Here is a 17,591-nt window from a genome sequence, read left to right on the forward strand (position 1 = left end):
CTACACTCTATTACGCTGTAATATCTCGTTTAGTGAAAACAATATAACTAATCACCATGAAAATAATTACATAAACAGATAACACGGCTAACGCTAATGCCATTGTTGTACCTTCAACTATCACATAACCATTTACAAATTGTGTTAAATCCGTATATGTGAAGAATAAATATTTTACTATTTCATATTTGCTTAAGAAAACAACAATAGTACTTCCCATAAACCATAGGAACATTGAAATCCCAATTGCTAATGCATTTGAACGGAAAACAGATCCAATCATAAATGCAAATGTTGCAGTTACGAATATATTAACTGATGAAATTAAATATAAATACAATGAGCGTAGCCAAATTGACTGTTCTACCACTTCACTGCCATTCCATTTCAAGTAACTTTCACCACTTGTATCAAATAACATAAAACCAATTATGGTGGAAGTAATCCACGTGACTGCTGCCATTACTATTCCAAATAATAATACTGTCGCGAACTTAGAAGTGAGTATTTTCCAACGTTTTACTGGTCTCGTTAATAGCATTTTAATTGTGCCTTCTGAAAATTCAATTGCCACAATTCCGGCTGCAATAACGACAACAAACATTGTAACTAGCGACAACATACCACTAGAGTTTAACACAAAACTTTCCGTACTCATGTCACTTTCAGGTGCAATATCATTTTTCAAGCGATACTCTGAAATACTTTTTTGCTCGATTAGATCTTCTTTTTCATCTTTAGATAGACCATCTTCTTTTAGCATTTTGTCATTTTCAGCAACAATAGCCTTTTCCTGTTCTTTCCAACTCAACTTTGGTGCATCTTTTCCTTCAGCATTTTCTATTGTCACTGTTCCACCTGTTGAATCCTCCGTAGAGCCATACTTAGAGGATATCCACTTATTTAACCCAGCCATACCAATTACTATTACTATGAGCATGATTAACATAATCCAAGTGGCTTTTTTACGCCATAACTTCATCCACTCATTTTGAATTAGTTTCAGCAATTTGGCCACCTCCTGTCATTTCTAAGAATTGATCTTCTAACGTTTTATGATAAGGATTTATTGCATAAATATTAATGTCACTTGCAACAAGCGACTGCACTATTGCTGGAATTTGTGTTTTCTCTGCCTGTACAAGCCATCCCTTTTCATGCTGTTCAAAAGCAATACCCGCATCAGCAAAGACTGTCGTAATATTAGCATTTTGTTCTGTTTCAATATAATAGTGTGACTGCTCATCATCTTTCATTTCACGCATATCAATTAACTTACCATTTTGGATAACTGCAATTCTGTCACACATTAATTCTATTTCAGAGAGTAAGTGGCTTGATACGAAAACAGCGACGCCTTCCTCCTCCGCAATTTTACGTAAGTAGTTACGGAATTCTCGAATACCTGCTGGATCCAAGCCATTCGTAGGTTCATCTAATATTAAAAACTTCGGTTTATTTAGCAAAGCCTGTGCTAAACCTAAACGTTGACGCATCCCTAACGAGTACGTCGATACCTTTTCACGAATACGATTTTCTAAACCTACTTGGCGAATAACTTCGTTAATTCTCTCTTTTGTTACGTTTTTATTCATACGAGCGAAATGTTCCAAGTTTTTATAGCCCGATAAGTATTTATACATCTCAGGGTTTTCTACGATTACACCTACTTTGCTAATCGCTTCCTCAAAATGATTTTGGACCGACTGCCCATCGATGAAAACCTCACCGCTCGTCGGCTTCATAAGCCCTACCATCATACGGATTGTTGTCGTTTTCCCAGCACCATTTGGTCCTAAAAAGCCCGTAATTTGACCGGGATACAAAGCTAAATTTAAATCATGGATAATCTTCTTACCTTTAATTGTTTTTGATAAATTCTTGAGTTCAACAATTGGTTTATTGTCCAACTTTGTCACCTTCCTTCAATAAATTTTTCAACCATGTAATCGTATCTTGGTTGTATATTTCACGGATGTTTTCAATTTCTTCCTGACCTACAATCCTTCCTTTTTGAAGAACGATAATACTATCCAACAAAGGCTCAACTTCCCTAATTTCATGAGTCGAAAGAAAAATTGTTTGTGTTTCTGAATCTGTAAATTGAATTAGCCCTTTAATCAAATTCTCTCGTACAAGTGGGTCAAAACCCGAGAATGGTTCATCCATTAAATAATAAGATGCATCTCGCCCTAGTGTAGCTGCCATCTTCACACGCCCACGACTACCCTTTGACATATTCTTTAATTTTACATCTAATGAAATATTCAAAAATTGCGCCACAATACAAGCTTTGTCATAATGGAAGTCTACAAATTGCGTGTCGTAATATCGAAAAAGTTCTTCTCCCGTAAAGTATGGATAAAATAAATCCAAGTCAGGTAAGTAAGCGATGTGCTCAGCACTTCCTCGATTTGACCTTCTACCATCTAGCTGTACTCTTCCACTCGTAGGATGTAATAAACCAGCAATGATTTTTAGCAGTGTAGATTTACCACTACCATTTTCTCCAGCTAACCCAATAATTTTTCCTTTTGGAATGGTAAAAGAAACATCGGATAATACAGTTTTTTTGCCATATTTTTTTGAGACTTTATCAACTGTAATTATACTTACTCACCTCGTTCCTTTGATTGCAGTACCTCTATCATTTCTCTTTGAGTAAAGCCTAATGACTCCATGTTATGAATAAAGCTTTCAACTAATCCTAGCTTCATCTCTTCGCGTAATTCAGCTAGTCGCTCACGGTTTTCCGTCACGAATGTACCTTGACCACGCTTCGTTTCCGTAATATCCATTTGCTCCAACTCCTTGTATACACGCTGCATTGTATTCGCATTAACCCCGGCTTCAACAGCATACTCCCTAACTGATGGAAGGCGATCTCCCGATTTTAAGCTTCCACGAATAATATCACCGCATATACGATCTACAAGCTGTTGATAAATTGGTTTATCCTTCAAAAAATCTACACTCATCGTTGTTCAACTCCTCGGTCGAACCACTTTAACGCTATAACGTAGAAGAGAATTGTTACGATGGCATAAAATAGAATAGAACCTAAATAAAGATTCTGAATTTCTAGTGTGCCTGGGATATCAGTAATCTTTGGTACCACTTTCTCAACTACAGTCGATTTGATTTCAAACGTATAAAGCCACTTTTCCATCCATGCTAGCTCTAACATTTTTGACCAAAGTAAAGTGGCTACAATTCCAACGACCACGGTAATAAACCCAGTAAATTTCCCTGTGTAATGTCTCATTTTCATATGGAAAATCCATAACAATAACACGACAACAAACATAAACAACGAGTTTGAAACGAGTAGAAGTAGAAGATGGATCCCAAGTAAAATTAACTCTCCTAATTCAGCTATATGGCTAGCTACTAGCAAAGTAATACCCAATACACCCAACACGGTAAACACAACAATTTCAAAAAGGATACTAAAAGCAATTTTAGAGCTTATAATTTGCCCCGTCGTAGCAGGTGTATGTAACCAGACGTCTATTCTTTTAGCATCTTGATTTAAACTGATACAGAATTGGATCAATACGATAAAACTCTGTAAGAGCACCCATAAACCTGTCAACACAAGTGCGATTCCTACATACATCCCATCCCAGTCGAACATCTTCATAAGTCCTACCGGTATCAGAAAAATTGTTACCACAGTGGCCAATATAACTCCCCATATCCAAGAACGATATAATAACCATTCTCTTTGAAAAAGGCCTTTCCATTTTTCCATAAGTATCCCTCACATGTTCCAGTGTACTAGTAACATAGTACACCTAAAAAAAGGGAAAAAGCAAGTAATATTGTATTTTAATTACTAAACACCTGGTCAAAATGTTATTCATTTAAACGTTTCATCCCATGCTATTACTAAGTTTACTTCACCCTAAAATAGCATCTATTTTTTTCTGAATTTGCGTTTCTTTCTCCTCTGTCATTTCAAAACGCTTCCAAAGTTCATCACAAGTAGCAATCACTTGATTCAATGTTTGTTCTACGTGCCTTTGTGATGATTTAATACGCGAATGCAAAGACCATTCAGAGAAGATATCATCGAACACATAGTCTGCAAATGTTATAAATGAACCTCTATCGACTTGTAAATTTCCAGCTTGGATTTCCTTCACATCTAATAATTCTGTTTGAAAATTTTGAAGTGCGACCTGCGCTTTATGTATAGCATTTTCGGTATCATCTAATTCACCATGTTTTAAAGCAGTCGCAATAAAACCACCTCCTAAAAACGTATCCCATGTAGAATAGCCTTCAGCATTATCTAATCGTTTTAAAGCAAACTGCAGTGATCTCTTTGCTACGTCCCCAGCTTTCATTGCTTCTTTAATTTCCCGGCGTAAAGTCGTTAGTAGCGTTCTTTCTTCATACAAGTCTCCCAATAGACGACACTCTGGTAAATTATTTTTGAAAATAAAATCTTCCTTTTCCTTAATAATTGCAGACCATCTGTCTTCAATATTTTGCCATCTAGGGTTATAAAGTTCTGTTTGTATCTCTGCTAAATCAGCTTGTAAAGTCTCTTTCATCTTCTCAGCCTCACGCCACTTCGCTTCGGCTGATGCCATTTCCGACAATTCCTTTAATCGAATTTCATCCTGCTTGCCTGTCCAAGTTCTAAACATATTTAAAAACGAAAATCGATCTAGTTTATCGACATCCTTTGTTTCTTTCTGTAACTTTCTATAATATCTTTCTGAACGTCTTCCTATCTCTTCAAGTTGTTCTTGAAGCGCAATTTGACGACGCAAAACTTTATCTCTTTTATCCATTTCAAGCTTTAATTCTGCTTGTCGACCGTCTATTTGTTGCAACATTTATTCAACTCCCCATAATTGCCTTTTATTAACATACGAAAAAGTAATGAAATGGTTTCAGTTATTTTGATAAACTAATAGAATAATCGTGAGAGGGTGATCTTTTTGGTTACTTTATATATAACAAGACATGGACAAACAGAGTGGAATGTAGCAAAGAGGATGCAAGGTTGGTCTGACTCCCCTTTAACAGAAAAAGGACATCAAGATGCGGAGAAATTAGCTCAAAAATTAAAGAATACTCCTTTCTCAGCCGCCTATATTAGTCCAAGCGGGCGCACTGTACAAACAGCAGAAATTCTTTTAAAGGAACGCGAAGTGACAACCATTTTAGACGATGATTTAAGAGAGATTAATGCGGGAGAATGGCAAGGAATGACTTTAAGTAATATTGAATCCTCATTTCCCACCCAGTATGTGGCATATTATGAGCAGCCCGATCAGTTCAAACCCACATCCGGGGAAAGTTTCCACGATGTTGAAAAGCGGGTTCTTTCAGTTTTAAATCGTATAATTGAAGCAGACCTAGAAGGAAACGTCTTAATCGTTACACATAGCGTTGTAAAAAAATTACTTATAAACTATTTTAAAGGGAATTCATTAAACTCTCTTTGGGATCCCCCTTTTATACACGGTACGAGCTTAACCGTTGTAGAAATAGATAGTGATGGACAAGCCACTTTTAAAATGATTGGTGACACTTCACATTTCGAATAAAAAAAACCGTCCTTCTATACATGACATGATTTCATGCATGAAGGACGGCTTTTTATCAGTGTGGCATTAATCGTTTTGCTTTACGATGCTCGCGGCGTGCAGGTCCCGAATCGAATAGTCGTTTTTCCGCTTCTGTTTCAGGGAACACACCTGGCACAGGAGTAGGTTTGCCATTTTCATCAACTGCAACCATTGTTACAAAAGATTCCGTAGTTAATTTTTGTTCTCCTGTTAATAAATCTCGGGAAATTACACGTACATAAACTTCCATAGAAGATCGACCAGTAGAAGTCACTATACTTTCTAGTTCTAAAACATCACCTACATGGGCTGGTGATACGAAATCAACTGAATCAATAGAAGCTGTAACAACAGCACTTTTTGCATGTTTCATTGATGTAATTGCAGCAATTTCGTCAATATAAGCTAAAACTTTTCCTCCAAAAATAGAATTCATATGATTTGTATCCGGAGGCAGGACTAATTTCGATTGTATAGTACGGGACTCTTTCATTGGAATTGCTTCTGTCATTTTCTAAACACGCTCCTAGATCATTTTGTTTTCTCACGCTAATGTTATTTTAAAGTTAATGCGTTTGTTTTTCTACAATTCAGATTAAAATAATATCTAAAATCATTAATGACCGTTTACTAACTTAAAATTCCCTAAGGAAAACCTTCTTAGTAAACTAATGCTGCTAACAATTATAGATTTCATTTTATAGCTTCTCCAGATTGAGTCATTCGTATTCTACAAGGAATCATTAAGTTATTTTAAAGACCATTGTTTACTGTAATAAATTTCAATTCTGTCATACCTTCAACTGCAAATTTAACTCCTTCACGACCATAACCACTCATTTTCACGCCACCATATGGCATATTATCTGTACGGAATGTGGGAATATCATTAATAATTACAGATCCTGCTTCTATTTCATCGACTGCACGCATAGCATCGTCTAGCTTATTTGTGAAAATACCTGCATTCAAACCAAGGTCAGATGCGTTTAATAACTCAATAGCTTTGTCGAATGTTTCATATGGAACAATCGACACAATAGGTGCAAATACTTCTTGACAAACTACTTTCATATCTGTTTCGACATTCGTTATGACGGTCGGTGTCAACGTACGTTCAGTGAATGTTCCGCCAGTTGCAACAATTGCCCCTTGAGCTTTTGCTTCTTCAATCCACTCTGTAATTCTTGTTACTTCTTTCGGATTAATCATTGCGCTGACATCCGTCAATTTATCAAACGGATCACCTACTTTTAACTTTTCTGTTTCTGCCACGAACGCTTTTGTAAATTCATCGTAAATCGATTCATGAACAAAAATGCGTTGTAATGAAATACAAACTTGTCCTGCAAAACCGAATGCCCCATTCACACAGCGTCCTACAATTTTTTCAATATGTGCACTTGGCTCTATAATTAACCCTGCATTTGAACCAAGTTCAAGTGTGATTTTACGTAAGCCAACCTGTTCTTTGATTTTCAACCCGACAGCTCCACTTCCAGTAAACGTTACTTTTTTCACCGCTGAATTTGTAACCAGCTCCTCACTAAGCTCACTGCCGCTACCCGTGACAATTTGAAGCACACCATCTGGCAAACCCGCTTCTTTAAAAATTTCTGCCATCACAATACTGCTTAACGGCGTTTGCGTTGCTGGCTTTAGGACAACCGTATTTCCTACAGCAAGAGCTGGTCCTAATTTGTGTGCTACCAAATTAAATGGAAAGTTAAATGGTGTAATAGCAGAAACCACACCAAGGGGTACGCGCTTCGTCCAACCGATTCGATTCATTACCCCTGGTGCTGCATCCATCGGTACTGTTACACCATGTAATTGTTTTGCTTCCTCTGCTGCAAATTGATACGTAGCAATAGTACGATCCAACTCACCTAAGCTAGCTGTAATTGGTTTTCCTGCCTCTAACGTCAAAATTTCTGCTAATTCCTCACGACGTCTACGCATAATTTCAACCACACGATATAAAATTTCTGCTCGTTCATATGCCGTTGTTTTTTTATAAGATTGAAAAGCATTATGCGCTCCTTCAATAGCTTGTTTCACATCTGCTGGTGTTGCCTTTGCTACTTTAGCAATCACTTCACCACTATAAGGAGATTGTAGTTCATAGCTTTCTAATACCTCTTGCCATTTACCATCTATCCAAAGTTTCGTTTCTTCCATTTTAAGTCCTCCTATATGTAGATCACTACTCCTTCCATATTATCACTATTTTTTTGAACCAATGCAGGTGGGCGTTTAATTACCACCATTGCTATTTGCTGCAGTAGATGCACTGACAATTACAGCAGTTGAAATCATTGCAGCCTGCTGGGCCTGTAAAATAGATTCTATGGATGTGAGTACTGTCATTGTCGTTCCAGTTTGTGTTTCAATTAATTGTTTTGTTTCAAGCTGAACCGCAATAGGTAAAATCATCTCTTTATAACCCCATTTAAAGAGATTCATCTGTTCAAGGTCATAATAGACATCAACAATTTGCTGCAAGAGTTCATCTTTTGCACAGATAGCCCCCAACAAACCGATTACCATATAATGCGTTCTCTTTACTTTAATACCCGCTTTTTTAAAATAATCACGTACATACAATACATTTTCTACAAGTTGCCGGTTATAACTAGCATTTGTAATGGTCATAATTTGCGAAGTCCATTGTAGTTCATCACTACTATAAAAATGATTACCCTTTAAATCTTTAAAATAATCATTCATTGTTGTAGCGCGCTCTTGTATATCCCCTTCTTGTTTACTTAGCAGCACAGCAAATGGAATATCTTCATGTGATGTAAGAAACGGATGATGCTTCCGAATTGCATCATAAAGCTCTTTTCCCCTCACCCCTTGTTCATCTTCTGATATAACATCACCATTGATAAAAAGCGCTGCTAAATAAGAATACATGGACCGCTTAAATCCTACTTGCTTCAGGATTTCTTCACGTGCTATTAATTGCCCAACTGCTGTACCTGGCATCTCATCTGTGCTATCTAAGAAAGCAACCATACTATGATGAATATGGGATCTTAGAGGTGATAATAATTTTGTCTGTGCTTTAATTTCATCTGATATCTCTATAAATCGTTTTGCATCAAAAGTACGCCCAGTTATAACATAATAGCTAGCTATAGAGATTAAAAAGCGTTTATCTACACCCCAGCTCACTGCATTTTTCAATTTTCCATATGTATCTTGTATATCCCGCTTCACTTGCACCATTTCCATATTATCCATCTCCTTTTTTAAATTATACGTATTAGTTAATGGCTGGTTTCATTTTGTTATAATGTAAATAATTTACGAATGAGGTGAGTAGCATGACAGAATTTGATATCATACAAGAAACGAAAATCTTTCAATCAAAAGACACATTAAAAGTACAACTCCAAGAACTTGGCATAGGTGCGGGTGATTCTATAATTGTTCACTCTTCCCTTAGCAAAATGGGATGGATTGCAGGTGCTGAACAGGCCGTAATTGAGGCTTTAATGGCGATCATAACTGATAAAGGTACAATCGTTATGCCTTCCCAATCTGCTACCAATTCTGAACCATCATATTGGGCCCTACCACCTGCACCAGAGCCTTGGCATCAAGCAATTCGTGATTCAATCCCAGCTTATGATCCGCATTTATCTTCCTTGCGTGGTATGGGGAAAATAGCAGAATGCTTTCTAAGACACCCCTCAACGGTTCGTAGCATGCATCCATCACATTCCTTTATGGCATGGGGATTAAATGCAAAAGAATGGATGAGTTCGCATCCAATTGAAAGCTCATTTGGACTTGAATCACCTCTTGGTAAAATGCTTCAACACGATATGAAGGTATTATTAATTGGTGTTGATTATGATTCTTGTACAGCACTTCATTTATCAGAGTACCTTGCAAATGTACAAAATACATCTCCTCAAGGGGCAGCTATGTTAATCGAGGGTAAGCGCCAATGGGTTACCTTTAATATGCTAAATGTAGATTCAGACCGCTTCCTTGAGATTGGTAACTCATTTGAAAAGGCGCATTCTGAACATGTACATTATGGGACGTTAGGGCAAGCCATCACTAAAGTTATTGCAATGAAACCACTTATCGAATACGGTACAATCTGGCTAAATGATCATACAAAAAACTCTTGAAGAATAAGGAACACAAAAGGGTCTCTAGCTACTTAATGCTAGAGACCCTTTTCTTTTATAAAAGCTTTTTCACTTCTATATATTCTTCGTCAGTAAACGCACGCGAACGTGTTAAAAAACGTTTACCTTCAACACCTTCAAGGGAAAACATGCCTCCACGCCCATTCACAACATCAATAATAAGCTGAGTATGCTTCCAATAATCATATTGGCTTTCGTGCATATAGAAAGGAACTTCTCCTATTGAACCAAGAAGTACATCGACATCCCCTAGGATTAAATCCCCTTCTGCATAGCACATCGGTGAAGAACCATCACAACATCCACCTGATTGGTGGAACATGATAGGTCCATGTTTACTTTTAAGCAAGTCGATTAACGCTAACGCCTCATCTGTTGCAATAACACGTACTACCATGCTCTGAACACACCTTTCTTAGAAGAACCCTTGTGCGCCTTCAGCGTAACTTACTAGTAAGTTTTTAGTTTGTTGGTAATGATCTAGCATCATTTTGTGATTTTCGCGGCCAATACCAGATAACTTATAACCACCAAATGCAGCATGTGCTGGGTATTGGTGATATGTGTTTGTCCAAACACGACCTGCTTGGATTTCACGACCCATGCGGTAAGCTGTATTCATATCACGGGACCAAACACCTGCACCTAATCCGTATAGAGTATCATTTGCAAGTTCAAGCGCCTCTGCTTTGTCTTTGAAAGTTGTCACTGAAAGCACAGGTCCAAAAATTTCTTCTTGGAAAATGCGCATTTTGTTATTTCCTTTGAAGACAGTTGGTTTCACGTAATAACCAGTTGCAAGTTCACCATCAAGTTCGTTTTGTCCGCCACCGACTAAGCACTCTGCACCTTCTTGTTTACCAATATCAATGTATGAAAGGATTTTCTCAAGTTGTTCTTGAGAAGCTTGAGCACCCATCATGACATCGGTATCAAGAGGATTACCAATCTTAATCTCAGCAACGCGTTTTAATGCTTTTTCTATGAATCTATCATAAATAGATTCTTGGATTAAAGCACGTGAAGGACATGTACATACTTCACCTTGGTTTAGGGCAAACATAACAAAACCTTCAACCGCTTTATCTAAAAATGCATCATCTTGATCCATTACATCTTCAAAGAAGATATTTGGTGATTTACCACCAAGCTCAAGAGTTACAGGAATTAAATTTTGAGTTGCATATTGCATGATTAAACGACCAGTCGTTGTTTCACCAGTAAAAGCAATTTTACCAATTCTTGTACTTGTAGCAAGTGGTTTACCTGCTTCTAGACCAAATCCATTAACAACGTTTAATACGCCTGCTGGTAATAGATCTTGGATTAACTCTAATAATACAAGGATTGATGTTGGTGTTTGCTCAGCTGGTTTTAAAACGATACAGTTTCCTGCCGCTAATGCTGGAGCCATTTTCCAAACACCCATTAGTATAGGGAAATTCCAAGGGATAATTTGTCCAACAACACCGATTGGCTCATGGAAATGATATGCTACAGTATCATTATCAATTTGACTAATTGAACCTTCTTGAGCTCGGATAGCACCAGCGAAATATCTGAAGTGATCAATCGCCAATGGTAAATCAGCATTTAACGTTTCACGTACTGCCTTACCATTATCCCAACTCTCAGCTACAGCTAAAAGTTCGAGGTTTTCTTCTATGCGATCAGCGATTTTATTTAAGATACGCGCACGTTCAGTAACAGAAGTAGTCCCCCAACTATCTTTTGCTGCATGTGCTGCGTCTAATGCAAGTTCAATATCTTCAGCAGTTGAGCGTGCTACTTTTGTAAACACTTGCCCTGTTACTGGTGATACGTTTTCAAAATATTGACCATTAACTGGTGCTACCCATTCGCCTCCAATAAAGTTTTCATATTGCCCTTTAAAGTTGACTAAAGCACCTTCAGTATTAGGATTAGCATAAATCATTATTTATCTCCCCTTTTGCAATAATTTAAAACCGCCCACATAGAATACGCTTACATTTACATTTATTAAATATATAATCTATTATTCAAGTGGTTGTCTACAATTACTATATTCCCTTATTTTAGAATAAATTACAACTTAAAGAGCTCAATTTTTCTGAAAAGAATTTATGCTATCATGTATAATTATATTACTCAAAAAAAGGTGGAAGATTATGCGTATAAATAAGTATTTAAGCGAAGCAGGAATAGTTTCAAGACGCGGAGCTGACAAATGGATAGCAGATGGTAAAGTAACGATTAATGGTGAACCAGCAACTTTAGGAAGCCAAGTAGAAGACGGAGATAAAGTGTGTGTAGACGGTAAACCAGTCGGAAAACAAAATCAATTTGTCTACATTAAATTAAACAAACCAGTTGGTATAACAAGTACAACAGAAAAACATATTAAAGGTAATATCGTAGACTTCGTTAACCACCCACTACGAATTTTCCATATAGGTCGCTTAGATAAAGATTCAGAAGGACTTATATTATTAACAAATGATGGCGATATTGTAAATGAGATATTACGTTCTGAAAACAAACATGAAAAAGAATATATTGTTAAAGTGGATCAACCTATCACTACTCACTTCTTAAAAAGAATGGCTGAAGGCGTAGATATTTTAGATACTACTACGTTACCTTGTAAAGTTGAAAAATTATCTAGTAACACTTTTAAAATCATTTTAACGCAAGGTTTAAACCGCCAAATCCGTAGAATGTGTTCATCTTTAGGCTATGCCGTAACAAGCTTACAGCGCATCCGTATTATGAATATTGAACTCGATGGCCTACGTGTCGGTGAATGGCGTGACCTAACTGATAAAGAAAGCTCAAAGTTATTTAGTTTACTGAATTATAAACCTAAAAATTAATTTAATGGAAATGATAGATATGTGGGAGGGCTAGACAATGATTTCAATCAAGAGTACAGAAAATTTGACTGGTGCCTGCATTAGTGGCGACTTTTGGGACTTCGAAGAGCTTGTCCATGCACTGCACCACATCACGACTCTTGATGATCTACAATCCTCCTATGAAGGCGTTTGCATTAGGATTTTAGGTGTCTGCTACGATATAAGGCTTGCTGCTCAAGGTAAGCATAATATCGATTTCGTTAAAAATGGTATGCAAAAAGACATTATAAAGTCACAGAATGTCATTGTTCCTGAACAAAATGTATATCTATCCGTTGAAGTATTGTGGCCAGAATTACTTTTCACAACAATCGTTCTAAATGAATTATTCCGATTACAGCAAGAACATAACAATTGTCATGAGTGGAATCTACATATGGCTACAGTTCGGAAATTCCAAGCCAATGTAATCGACTGTCTGAAGGATTCAATGAACCCCAGTGATTTCAAGCTTTTCATTAATATGCTTCAAGTCCATCAAACATCTATAGCAGAATATGCTGTTCAATATATAGATCTCTTAAACCTGAAGTTCATTGAGATGACGCCAGAAGAAAGGCAATCAAATTTATTAACGTTTGCTTATAAAATTGCATTTGAAGACACTGAATACCTCGCATTAAAAAAACAATTACTAGAAACATCCAGGATTACCAAAATCCCCATTCATAAAATGAAGCTACCCTTAAAATACCCTAAAGAAATTAAATGGTAATTTAACGTATGGAAGGCGCAAATTGCACAGACAGAAATGTACTATTGTAATGATTCATTTTCCAGTCCCCAACAATCAAAGCGCTGGGCACTTAGCTTGTTTAGGAAGTACGTAAGGCTACTAAATTCAATAGTAGCCTTATTCATTAGCTTATTTTATTCAACGCTTTTGAGATGGAATAGAAATAATCATCAAGTGCTTTCAACTCCTCATCACACAAATCATCCATTCTATAGGATAAATATAATTTTTTTAGATTTTTTAACACTCTTAAAAAATCTAGTGCTAAAACTTTTGGAGTTGTTTTAGCTAAAGTATTTTCACCCTTTAAGGGATGAACAGTAATATTTACATCATGATTGTTGATTTTAAAAGCTAACTTATTATCACAAGTCTTCCCGAAATCAGAATAGCTGGATTGCTTCTGTTGTAATAATAAATTTAGGATTCCTTCGCACATACTTTCTATTAACATAAAATGGTGCATTGTTTCGAATTCACACTTACCATTATCACCATAAGCAAACGTGAGAATAGCATTAAATTCAAATAGATTCGACCAGTGCACTTCTCCATCATGGATATCTATAAATGAGTCGTCATTATCCAATATGGTTATCTTAATCATTAGTATTCACTCCAGACTTAATAGCTATTTATCACATTATGGTTTATAGATTTTGCTAACGTATAGACCTGCAATAAGACCCTATAAATTTTATATTTTTACATTACATAAAAACACCTTCGATTAGTTGTACGTATTGTTTACATACTGGTTCCGAAGGTGTTTCTATTTTTTTATAAATTAAAGTTGAGACATATTTTTTACAACCCACCTAGATATGCGGCTTTAACTTGCTCAGTTTCCTTCAGTTCTTTTGCTGTTCCGGATAACACTACTCGCCCAGTCTCAATAACATAAGCTCGGTCAGCAACAGATAATGCCATATGTGCATTTTGTTCCACAAGTAGTATTGTAGTGCCTTCTTTATTTATTTCCTTTACAATACTAAAAATCGTTTTTACCATAAGAGGCGCAAGCCCCATAGATGGCTCATCAAGCAATAATAACTTTGGTTTTGCCATAATTGCACGACCCATTGCGAGCATTTGTTGCTCACCGCCAGATAAAGTACCTGACTGTTGTTTACGACGTTCTAGCAAACGAGGGAATAGCTCAAAAACCCGTTGTAAATCCTTTGCTATGCCTCCTTTATCTTTACGTAAATAGGCACCTAACTCCAGGTTTTCCTCAACTGTCATATTTGCAAATACACGACGTCCCTCAGGAACATGTGAAATACCTGATTTAACAATAGACTGTGCTTGCTTCCCTGCAATAGAAGAACCTAAATACTCAATTGTTCCCTGCTTAGGTTTTAACAATCCTGATAATGTTTTTAATAGCGTACTTTTACCCGCGCCATTTGCACCGATTAATGTTACGATTTCACCTTCATTTACCTCCAAGGAGACGCCTTTTAATGCTTGAATATTGCCATAATATACATTGATGTCATTTACTTTAAGCATATTATTCTGTAACCTCCTCACCAAGGTAAGCTTCAATAACCTTTGGATTGTTGCGAATTTCTTCGGGAATACCATCCGCGATTAATTGACCATGATCCAATACATAAATTCGTTCGCAAATGCCCATTACCAATCCCATATCATGCTCAATTAATAAGATAGTTAAATCGAATCTCTTTCGAATTAATGCAATTAACTCCATCAAGTCTTTTGTTTCTTGTGGATTCATACCTGCTGCAGGTTCATCAAGAAGCAGTAGTTTTGGACCTGCAGCTAGTGCACGTGCAATTTCAAGTCGACGCTGCATTCCATACGGTAAGTTTTTTGCTAATTCGTCTTTGTATTTATCTAGACCAAATATTTTCAAGAATTCAATCGATATCTCTTCCATTTTGGCTTCTCCAGAAAAAAAGCTAGGCAAACGAAATACTGAACTGAATATGGAGTGCTTTGCTAACGAATGATTTGCTACTTTAACATTATCTAATACAGATAATTCTTTAAATAGACGGATGTTTTGGAATGTACGACTGACACCACTTTTTGTTACTTGGTGCGGTGACATATTATTTGTTCGCTTGCCATCAAATAAAATTTCACCTTCAGTAGGTTTATAAACACCCGTTAGCATATTGAAGCTCGTGGTTTTACCGGCACCATTAGGACCAATTAAACCGATTAATTCGCCTTGAAATAGCTCTAGATTCAAACCTTGCACGGCCTTTAATCCACCGAATTGAATGCCGACATTTTCTACTTTTAGAAGAAGGTTATTGGTCATCTATATTACCTCCTTTAGAACGCTTCCCGAATCTAAAATAGTCTGTTATTTCTTTTGTCCCCATCAAACCTGATGGACGATAAAGCATTACGATAATTAATACTAAACTATAAATAATCATACGCGTTTCTGGGAATTCCGTTAGATACATTGAGACAACTGTCAAAAGTATCGCTGCAATAATTGCACCTGACATACTCCCTAAACCACCTAATACAACGTAAATCAAAATATCAAAAGATTTTAAAAAGCCGAATTGCGAAGGTTGAATGATATAGAAGTTATGTGAGAACAAACCACCTGCAAGGCCCGCAAAGAATGAACCTAACGCAAAGGCAACAACTTTATAATAGGTTGTGTTAATCCCCATAGCATCTGCTGCAATCTCATCTTCACGAACAGCTATACAAGCTCGGCCATGCCTAGATTTTGTAAAGTTCGCAATAATAATGACTGTAATAAAAACACCAAAGAATGCATAAGTCCATGTAGTCATTTGTGTAATCTGCATACCTGCTGCGCCACCAACATAATCCGTGTTTAAGAAAATAATTCGGATAATTTCGGCAAAACCGAGAGTCGCAATTGCTAAATAATCACCTTTTAAGCGTAAAGATGGAATACCTACAATTAATCCTGCAAGTGCCGCTACAACTGCACCAATAAATAGTGCAACTGGGAATGGTAGCCCTAAATTCATCGTACAAATCGCTGAAATGTAAGCACCTACCGCTAAGAATCCTGCATGACCAATCGAGAATTGTCCCGTAATCCCAATGACAAGATGTAAACTTACAGCCAAAGTGATATTGATGGCAATCGTAATTAATAAATTTGAGTAATACATATCCAGTTGTTCGCTAGTAATCATGAATTGAACAATCGCGTAAACGACAAGAGCAATAATTGTATATAGCCAAAATACTTTAGACTTTTTCATAAGTACCACTCACCTACACTTTCTCACGGGTGTTTTTACCAAAGATACCCGACGGTCTAAAGATTAGAATTAAAATTAAGATTACAAATGCCGCAGCATCCCGCCATAAAGAGAAACCAAGAGCACTAACAATTGACTCTACAACTCCTAGTACCATACCACCGGCCATTGCACCAGGGATAATACCAATTCCACCAAGCACTGCAGCTACGAAAGCTTTAACTCCTGGAATAACCCCCATTAATGGGTCAATTTTTGTATAATATACACCGAAAATTACACCTGCGGCTCCAGCTAATGCTGAGCCAATAGCAAAGGTAGCAGAAATTGTATTATCCACATTGATACCCATTAATCGGGCTGCCTCTACATCATGTGATACTGCACGCATCGCCTTGCCAATTTTCGTTTTATGTACAATAAATTGTAGTATGATCATTAAACTTAATGAGACTGACAAAATCATAATTGACTGAGCACTAATTTGAGCTCCCAAAAAATTGAATGTACTTTTTGATAAGACATCTGGATACGCTTCTGGTTGAGCTCCGCGGAAATAAATTACACTGTATTCGATTAACAATGACACACCGATTGCTGTGATTAATGCCGCTATTCTCGTAGCATTACGAAGTCTTTTATATGCAATCCGCTCAATGAGTACTCCAAAAATCGCACACACTACCATCGCTAAAAGCAACGCCGGGAAAAAACCTAAACCCCATCCTGATATTGCATAAAACCCGATAAATGCACCGATCATGAATACATCACCGTGCGCAAAGTTAATTAGCTTGATAATACCGTAAACCATCGTATAACCTAATGCGATTAATGCATAAATACTACCGAGTGAAATACCATTTACTAGTTGTTGCACCCATTCCATTAAAATCTCACTCCTTTTAAACCCGCATCGGGCAATTTAAAACGCGAAAAGGGAGGTCTGTGCCTCCCCTTTC

Annotated in this window: 20 protein-coding genes; 4 read left to right on the plus strand and 16 right to left on the minus strand. The window is 36.9% G+C overall.

What is annotated here, in order from left to right:
• Nucleotides 1–10: 10 nt before the first annotated feature.
• From MHH98_RS21415 to MHH98_RS21440, 6 genes are all read right to left on the minus strand, one after another.
• A complete protein-coding gene (locus MHH98_RS21415) occupies nucleotides 11–1,009 on the minus strand; it encodes an ABC transporter permease subunit (RefSeq protein ID WP_038178985.1) in 999 nt (332 codons plus the stop codon).
• Nucleotides 987–1,910: an ABC transporter ATP-binding protein gene (locus MHH98_RS21420; RefSeq protein WP_038178983.1), complete on the minus strand. Its 924-nt coding sequence runs from the start codon at nucleotides 1,908–1,910 to the stop codon at nucleotides 987–989. The genes MHH98_RS21415 and MHH98_RS21420 overlap by 23 nt, the downstream gene beginning before the upstream one ends.
• Nucleotides 1,900–2,610: an ABC transporter ATP-binding protein gene (locus MHH98_RS21425; protein WP_038178982.1), complete on the minus strand. Its 711-nt coding sequence runs from the start codon at nucleotides 2,608–2,610 to the stop codon at nucleotides 1,900–1,902. Before MHH98_RS21425 ends, MHH98_RS21420 begins: the two co-directional genes overlap by 11 nt.
• Before the next feature lie 2 nt (nucleotides 2,611–2,612).
• The gene (locus MHH98_RS21430) at nucleotides 2,613–2,978 is read right to left on the minus strand and encodes a GntR family transcriptional regulator (RefSeq protein WP_038178979.1); all 366 of its coding nucleotides are present in this window, start codon (nucleotides 2,976–2,978) and stop codon (nucleotides 2,613–2,615) included.
• Nucleotides 2,975–3,754: a hypothetical protein gene (locus MHH98_RS21435; RefSeq protein WP_038178977.1), complete on the minus strand. Its 780-nt coding sequence runs from the start codon at nucleotides 3,752–3,754 to the stop codon at nucleotides 2,975–2,977. The genes MHH98_RS21430 and MHH98_RS21435 overlap by 4 nt, the downstream gene beginning before the upstream one ends.
• A gap of 148 nt (nucleotides 3,755–3,902) precedes the next feature.
• Entirely contained in the window at nucleotides 3,903–4,850 is a 948-nt protein-coding gene (locus MHH98_RS21440) for a hypothetical protein (RefSeq protein WP_038178975.1), read from the minus strand.
• Nucleotides 4,851–4,955: 105 nt separating this feature from the next.
• Here MHH98_RS21440 and MHH98_RS21445 point away from each other — a divergent pair, with 105 nt between their 5' ends.
• A complete protein-coding gene (locus tag MHH98_RS21445; protein WP_038178973.1) occupies nucleotides 4,956–5,567 on the plus strand; it encodes a histidine phosphatase family protein in 612 nt (203 codons plus the stop codon).
• A gap of 55 nt (nucleotides 5,568–5,622) precedes the next feature.
• Here the strand turns inward: MHH98_RS21445 and MHH98_RS21450 are convergent, their stop codons facing one another.
• From MHH98_RS21450 to MHH98_RS21460, 3 genes are all read right to left on the minus strand, one after another.
• Nucleotides 5,623–6,099: an acyl-CoA thioesterase gene (locus tag MHH98_RS21450; protein ID WP_038178972.1), complete on the minus strand. Its 477-nt coding sequence runs from the start codon at nucleotides 6,097–6,099 to the stop codon at nucleotides 5,623–5,625.
• A 242-nt stretch (nucleotides 6,100–6,341) separates the two neighbouring features.
• Complete coding sequence (locus tag MHH98_RS21455) at nucleotides 6,342–7,769, minus strand: aldehyde dehydrogenase family protein (RefSeq protein ID WP_038178971.1); 1,428 nt, start codon at nucleotides 7,767–7,769, stop codon at nucleotides 6,342–6,344.
• Nucleotides 7,770–7,844: 75 nt separating this feature from the next.
• Complete coding sequence (locus tag MHH98_RS21460; RefSeq protein WP_038178970.1) at nucleotides 7,845–8,828, minus strand: DUF4003 family protein; 984 nt, start codon at nucleotides 8,826–8,828, stop codon at nucleotides 7,845–7,847.
• A 92-nt stretch (nucleotides 8,829–8,920) separates the two neighbouring features.
• Here MHH98_RS21460 and MHH98_RS21465 point away from each other — a divergent pair, with 92 nt between their 5' ends.
• Complete coding sequence (locus tag MHH98_RS21465) at nucleotides 8,921–9,739, plus strand: aminoglycoside N(3)-acetyltransferase (protein WP_038178969.1); 819 nt, start codon at nucleotides 8,921–8,923, stop codon at nucleotides 9,737–9,739.
• 55 nt (nucleotides 9,740–9,794) lie between these two features.
• Here the strand turns inward: MHH98_RS21465 and MHH98_RS21470 are convergent, their stop codons facing one another.
• Both MHH98_RS21470 and adh read right to left on the minus strand, forming a co-directional pair.
• Nucleotides 9,795–10,157: a DUF779 domain-containing protein gene (locus MHH98_RS21470; RefSeq protein WP_038178968.1), complete on the minus strand. Its 363-nt coding sequence runs from the start codon at nucleotides 10,155–10,157 to the stop codon at nucleotides 9,795–9,797.
• Nucleotides 10,158–10,175: 18 nt separating this feature from the next.
• Complete coding sequence (gene adh, locus MHH98_RS21475) at nucleotides 10,176–11,696, minus strand: aldehyde dehydrogenase (RefSeq protein ID WP_038178967.1); 1,521 nt, start codon at nucleotides 11,694–11,696, stop codon at nucleotides 10,176–10,178.
• Nucleotides 11,697–11,910: 214 nt separating this feature from the next.
• Between adh and rluF the strand changes: the two genes are divergently transcribed.
• Both rluF and MHH98_RS21485 read left to right on the plus strand, forming a co-directional pair.
• A complete protein-coding gene (rluF, locus tag MHH98_RS21480) occupies nucleotides 11,911–12,615 on the plus strand; it encodes a 23S rRNA pseudouridine(2604) synthase RluF (protein ID WP_038178966.1) in 705 nt (234 codons plus the stop codon).
• 37 nt (nucleotides 12,616–12,652) lie between these two features.
• A complete protein-coding gene (locus tag MHH98_RS21485) occupies nucleotides 12,653–13,372 on the plus strand; it encodes a DUF6904 family protein (RefSeq protein ID WP_038178965.1) in 720 nt (239 codons plus the stop codon).
• Nucleotides 13,373–13,517: 145 nt separating this feature from the next.
• On the opposite strand, the gene MHH98_RS21490 is transcribed toward MHH98_RS21485, so the two are convergent.
• From MHH98_RS21490 to MHH98_RS21510, 5 genes are all read right to left on the minus strand, one after another.
• Nucleotides 13,518–14,000, minus strand: coding sequence for a hypothetical protein (locus MHH98_RS21490; RefSeq protein ID WP_038178964.1), 483 nt, complete (start codon nucleotides 13,998–14,000; stop codon nucleotides 13,518–13,520).
• Nucleotides 14,001–14,200: 200 nt separating this feature from the next.
• Nucleotides 14,201–14,908, minus strand: a complete 708-nt coding sequence (locus tag MHH98_RS21495; RefSeq protein ID WP_340713492.1) for an ABC transporter ATP-binding protein — start codon at nucleotides 14,906–14,908, stop codon at nucleotides 14,201–14,203.
• A 1-nt stretch (nucleotide 14,909) separates the two neighbouring features.
• Nucleotides 14,910–15,689 (minus strand): ABC transporter ATP-binding protein, encoded by a 780-nt coding sequence (locus MHH98_RS21500; protein WP_038178960.1) that lies wholly within the window; start codon nucleotides 15,687–15,689, stop codon nucleotides 14,910–14,912.
• Nucleotides 15,679–16,629 carry a branched-chain amino acid ABC transporter permease gene (locus MHH98_RS21505; protein WP_038178958.1) on the minus strand — a complete coding sequence of 317 codons (951 nt, stop codon included), beginning with the start codon at nucleotides 16,627–16,629 and terminating at the stop codon, nucleotides 15,679–15,681. The genes MHH98_RS21500 and MHH98_RS21505 overlap by 11 nt, the downstream gene beginning before the upstream one ends.
• 13 nt (nucleotides 16,630–16,642) lie before the next feature.
• The gene (locus MHH98_RS21510; RefSeq protein WP_038178956.1) at nucleotides 16,643–17,518 is read right to left on the minus strand and encodes a branched-chain amino acid ABC transporter permease; all 876 of its coding nucleotides are present in this window, start codon (nucleotides 17,516–17,518) and stop codon (nucleotides 16,643–16,645) included.
• Nucleotides 17,519–17,591 lie beyond the last annotated feature (73 nt).

The organism is Viridibacillus sp. FSL H8-0110 (assembly GCF_038003565.1).
Lineage (GTDB): Bacteria > Bacillota > Bacilli > Bacillales_A > Planococcaceae > Viridibacillus > Viridibacillus arenosi.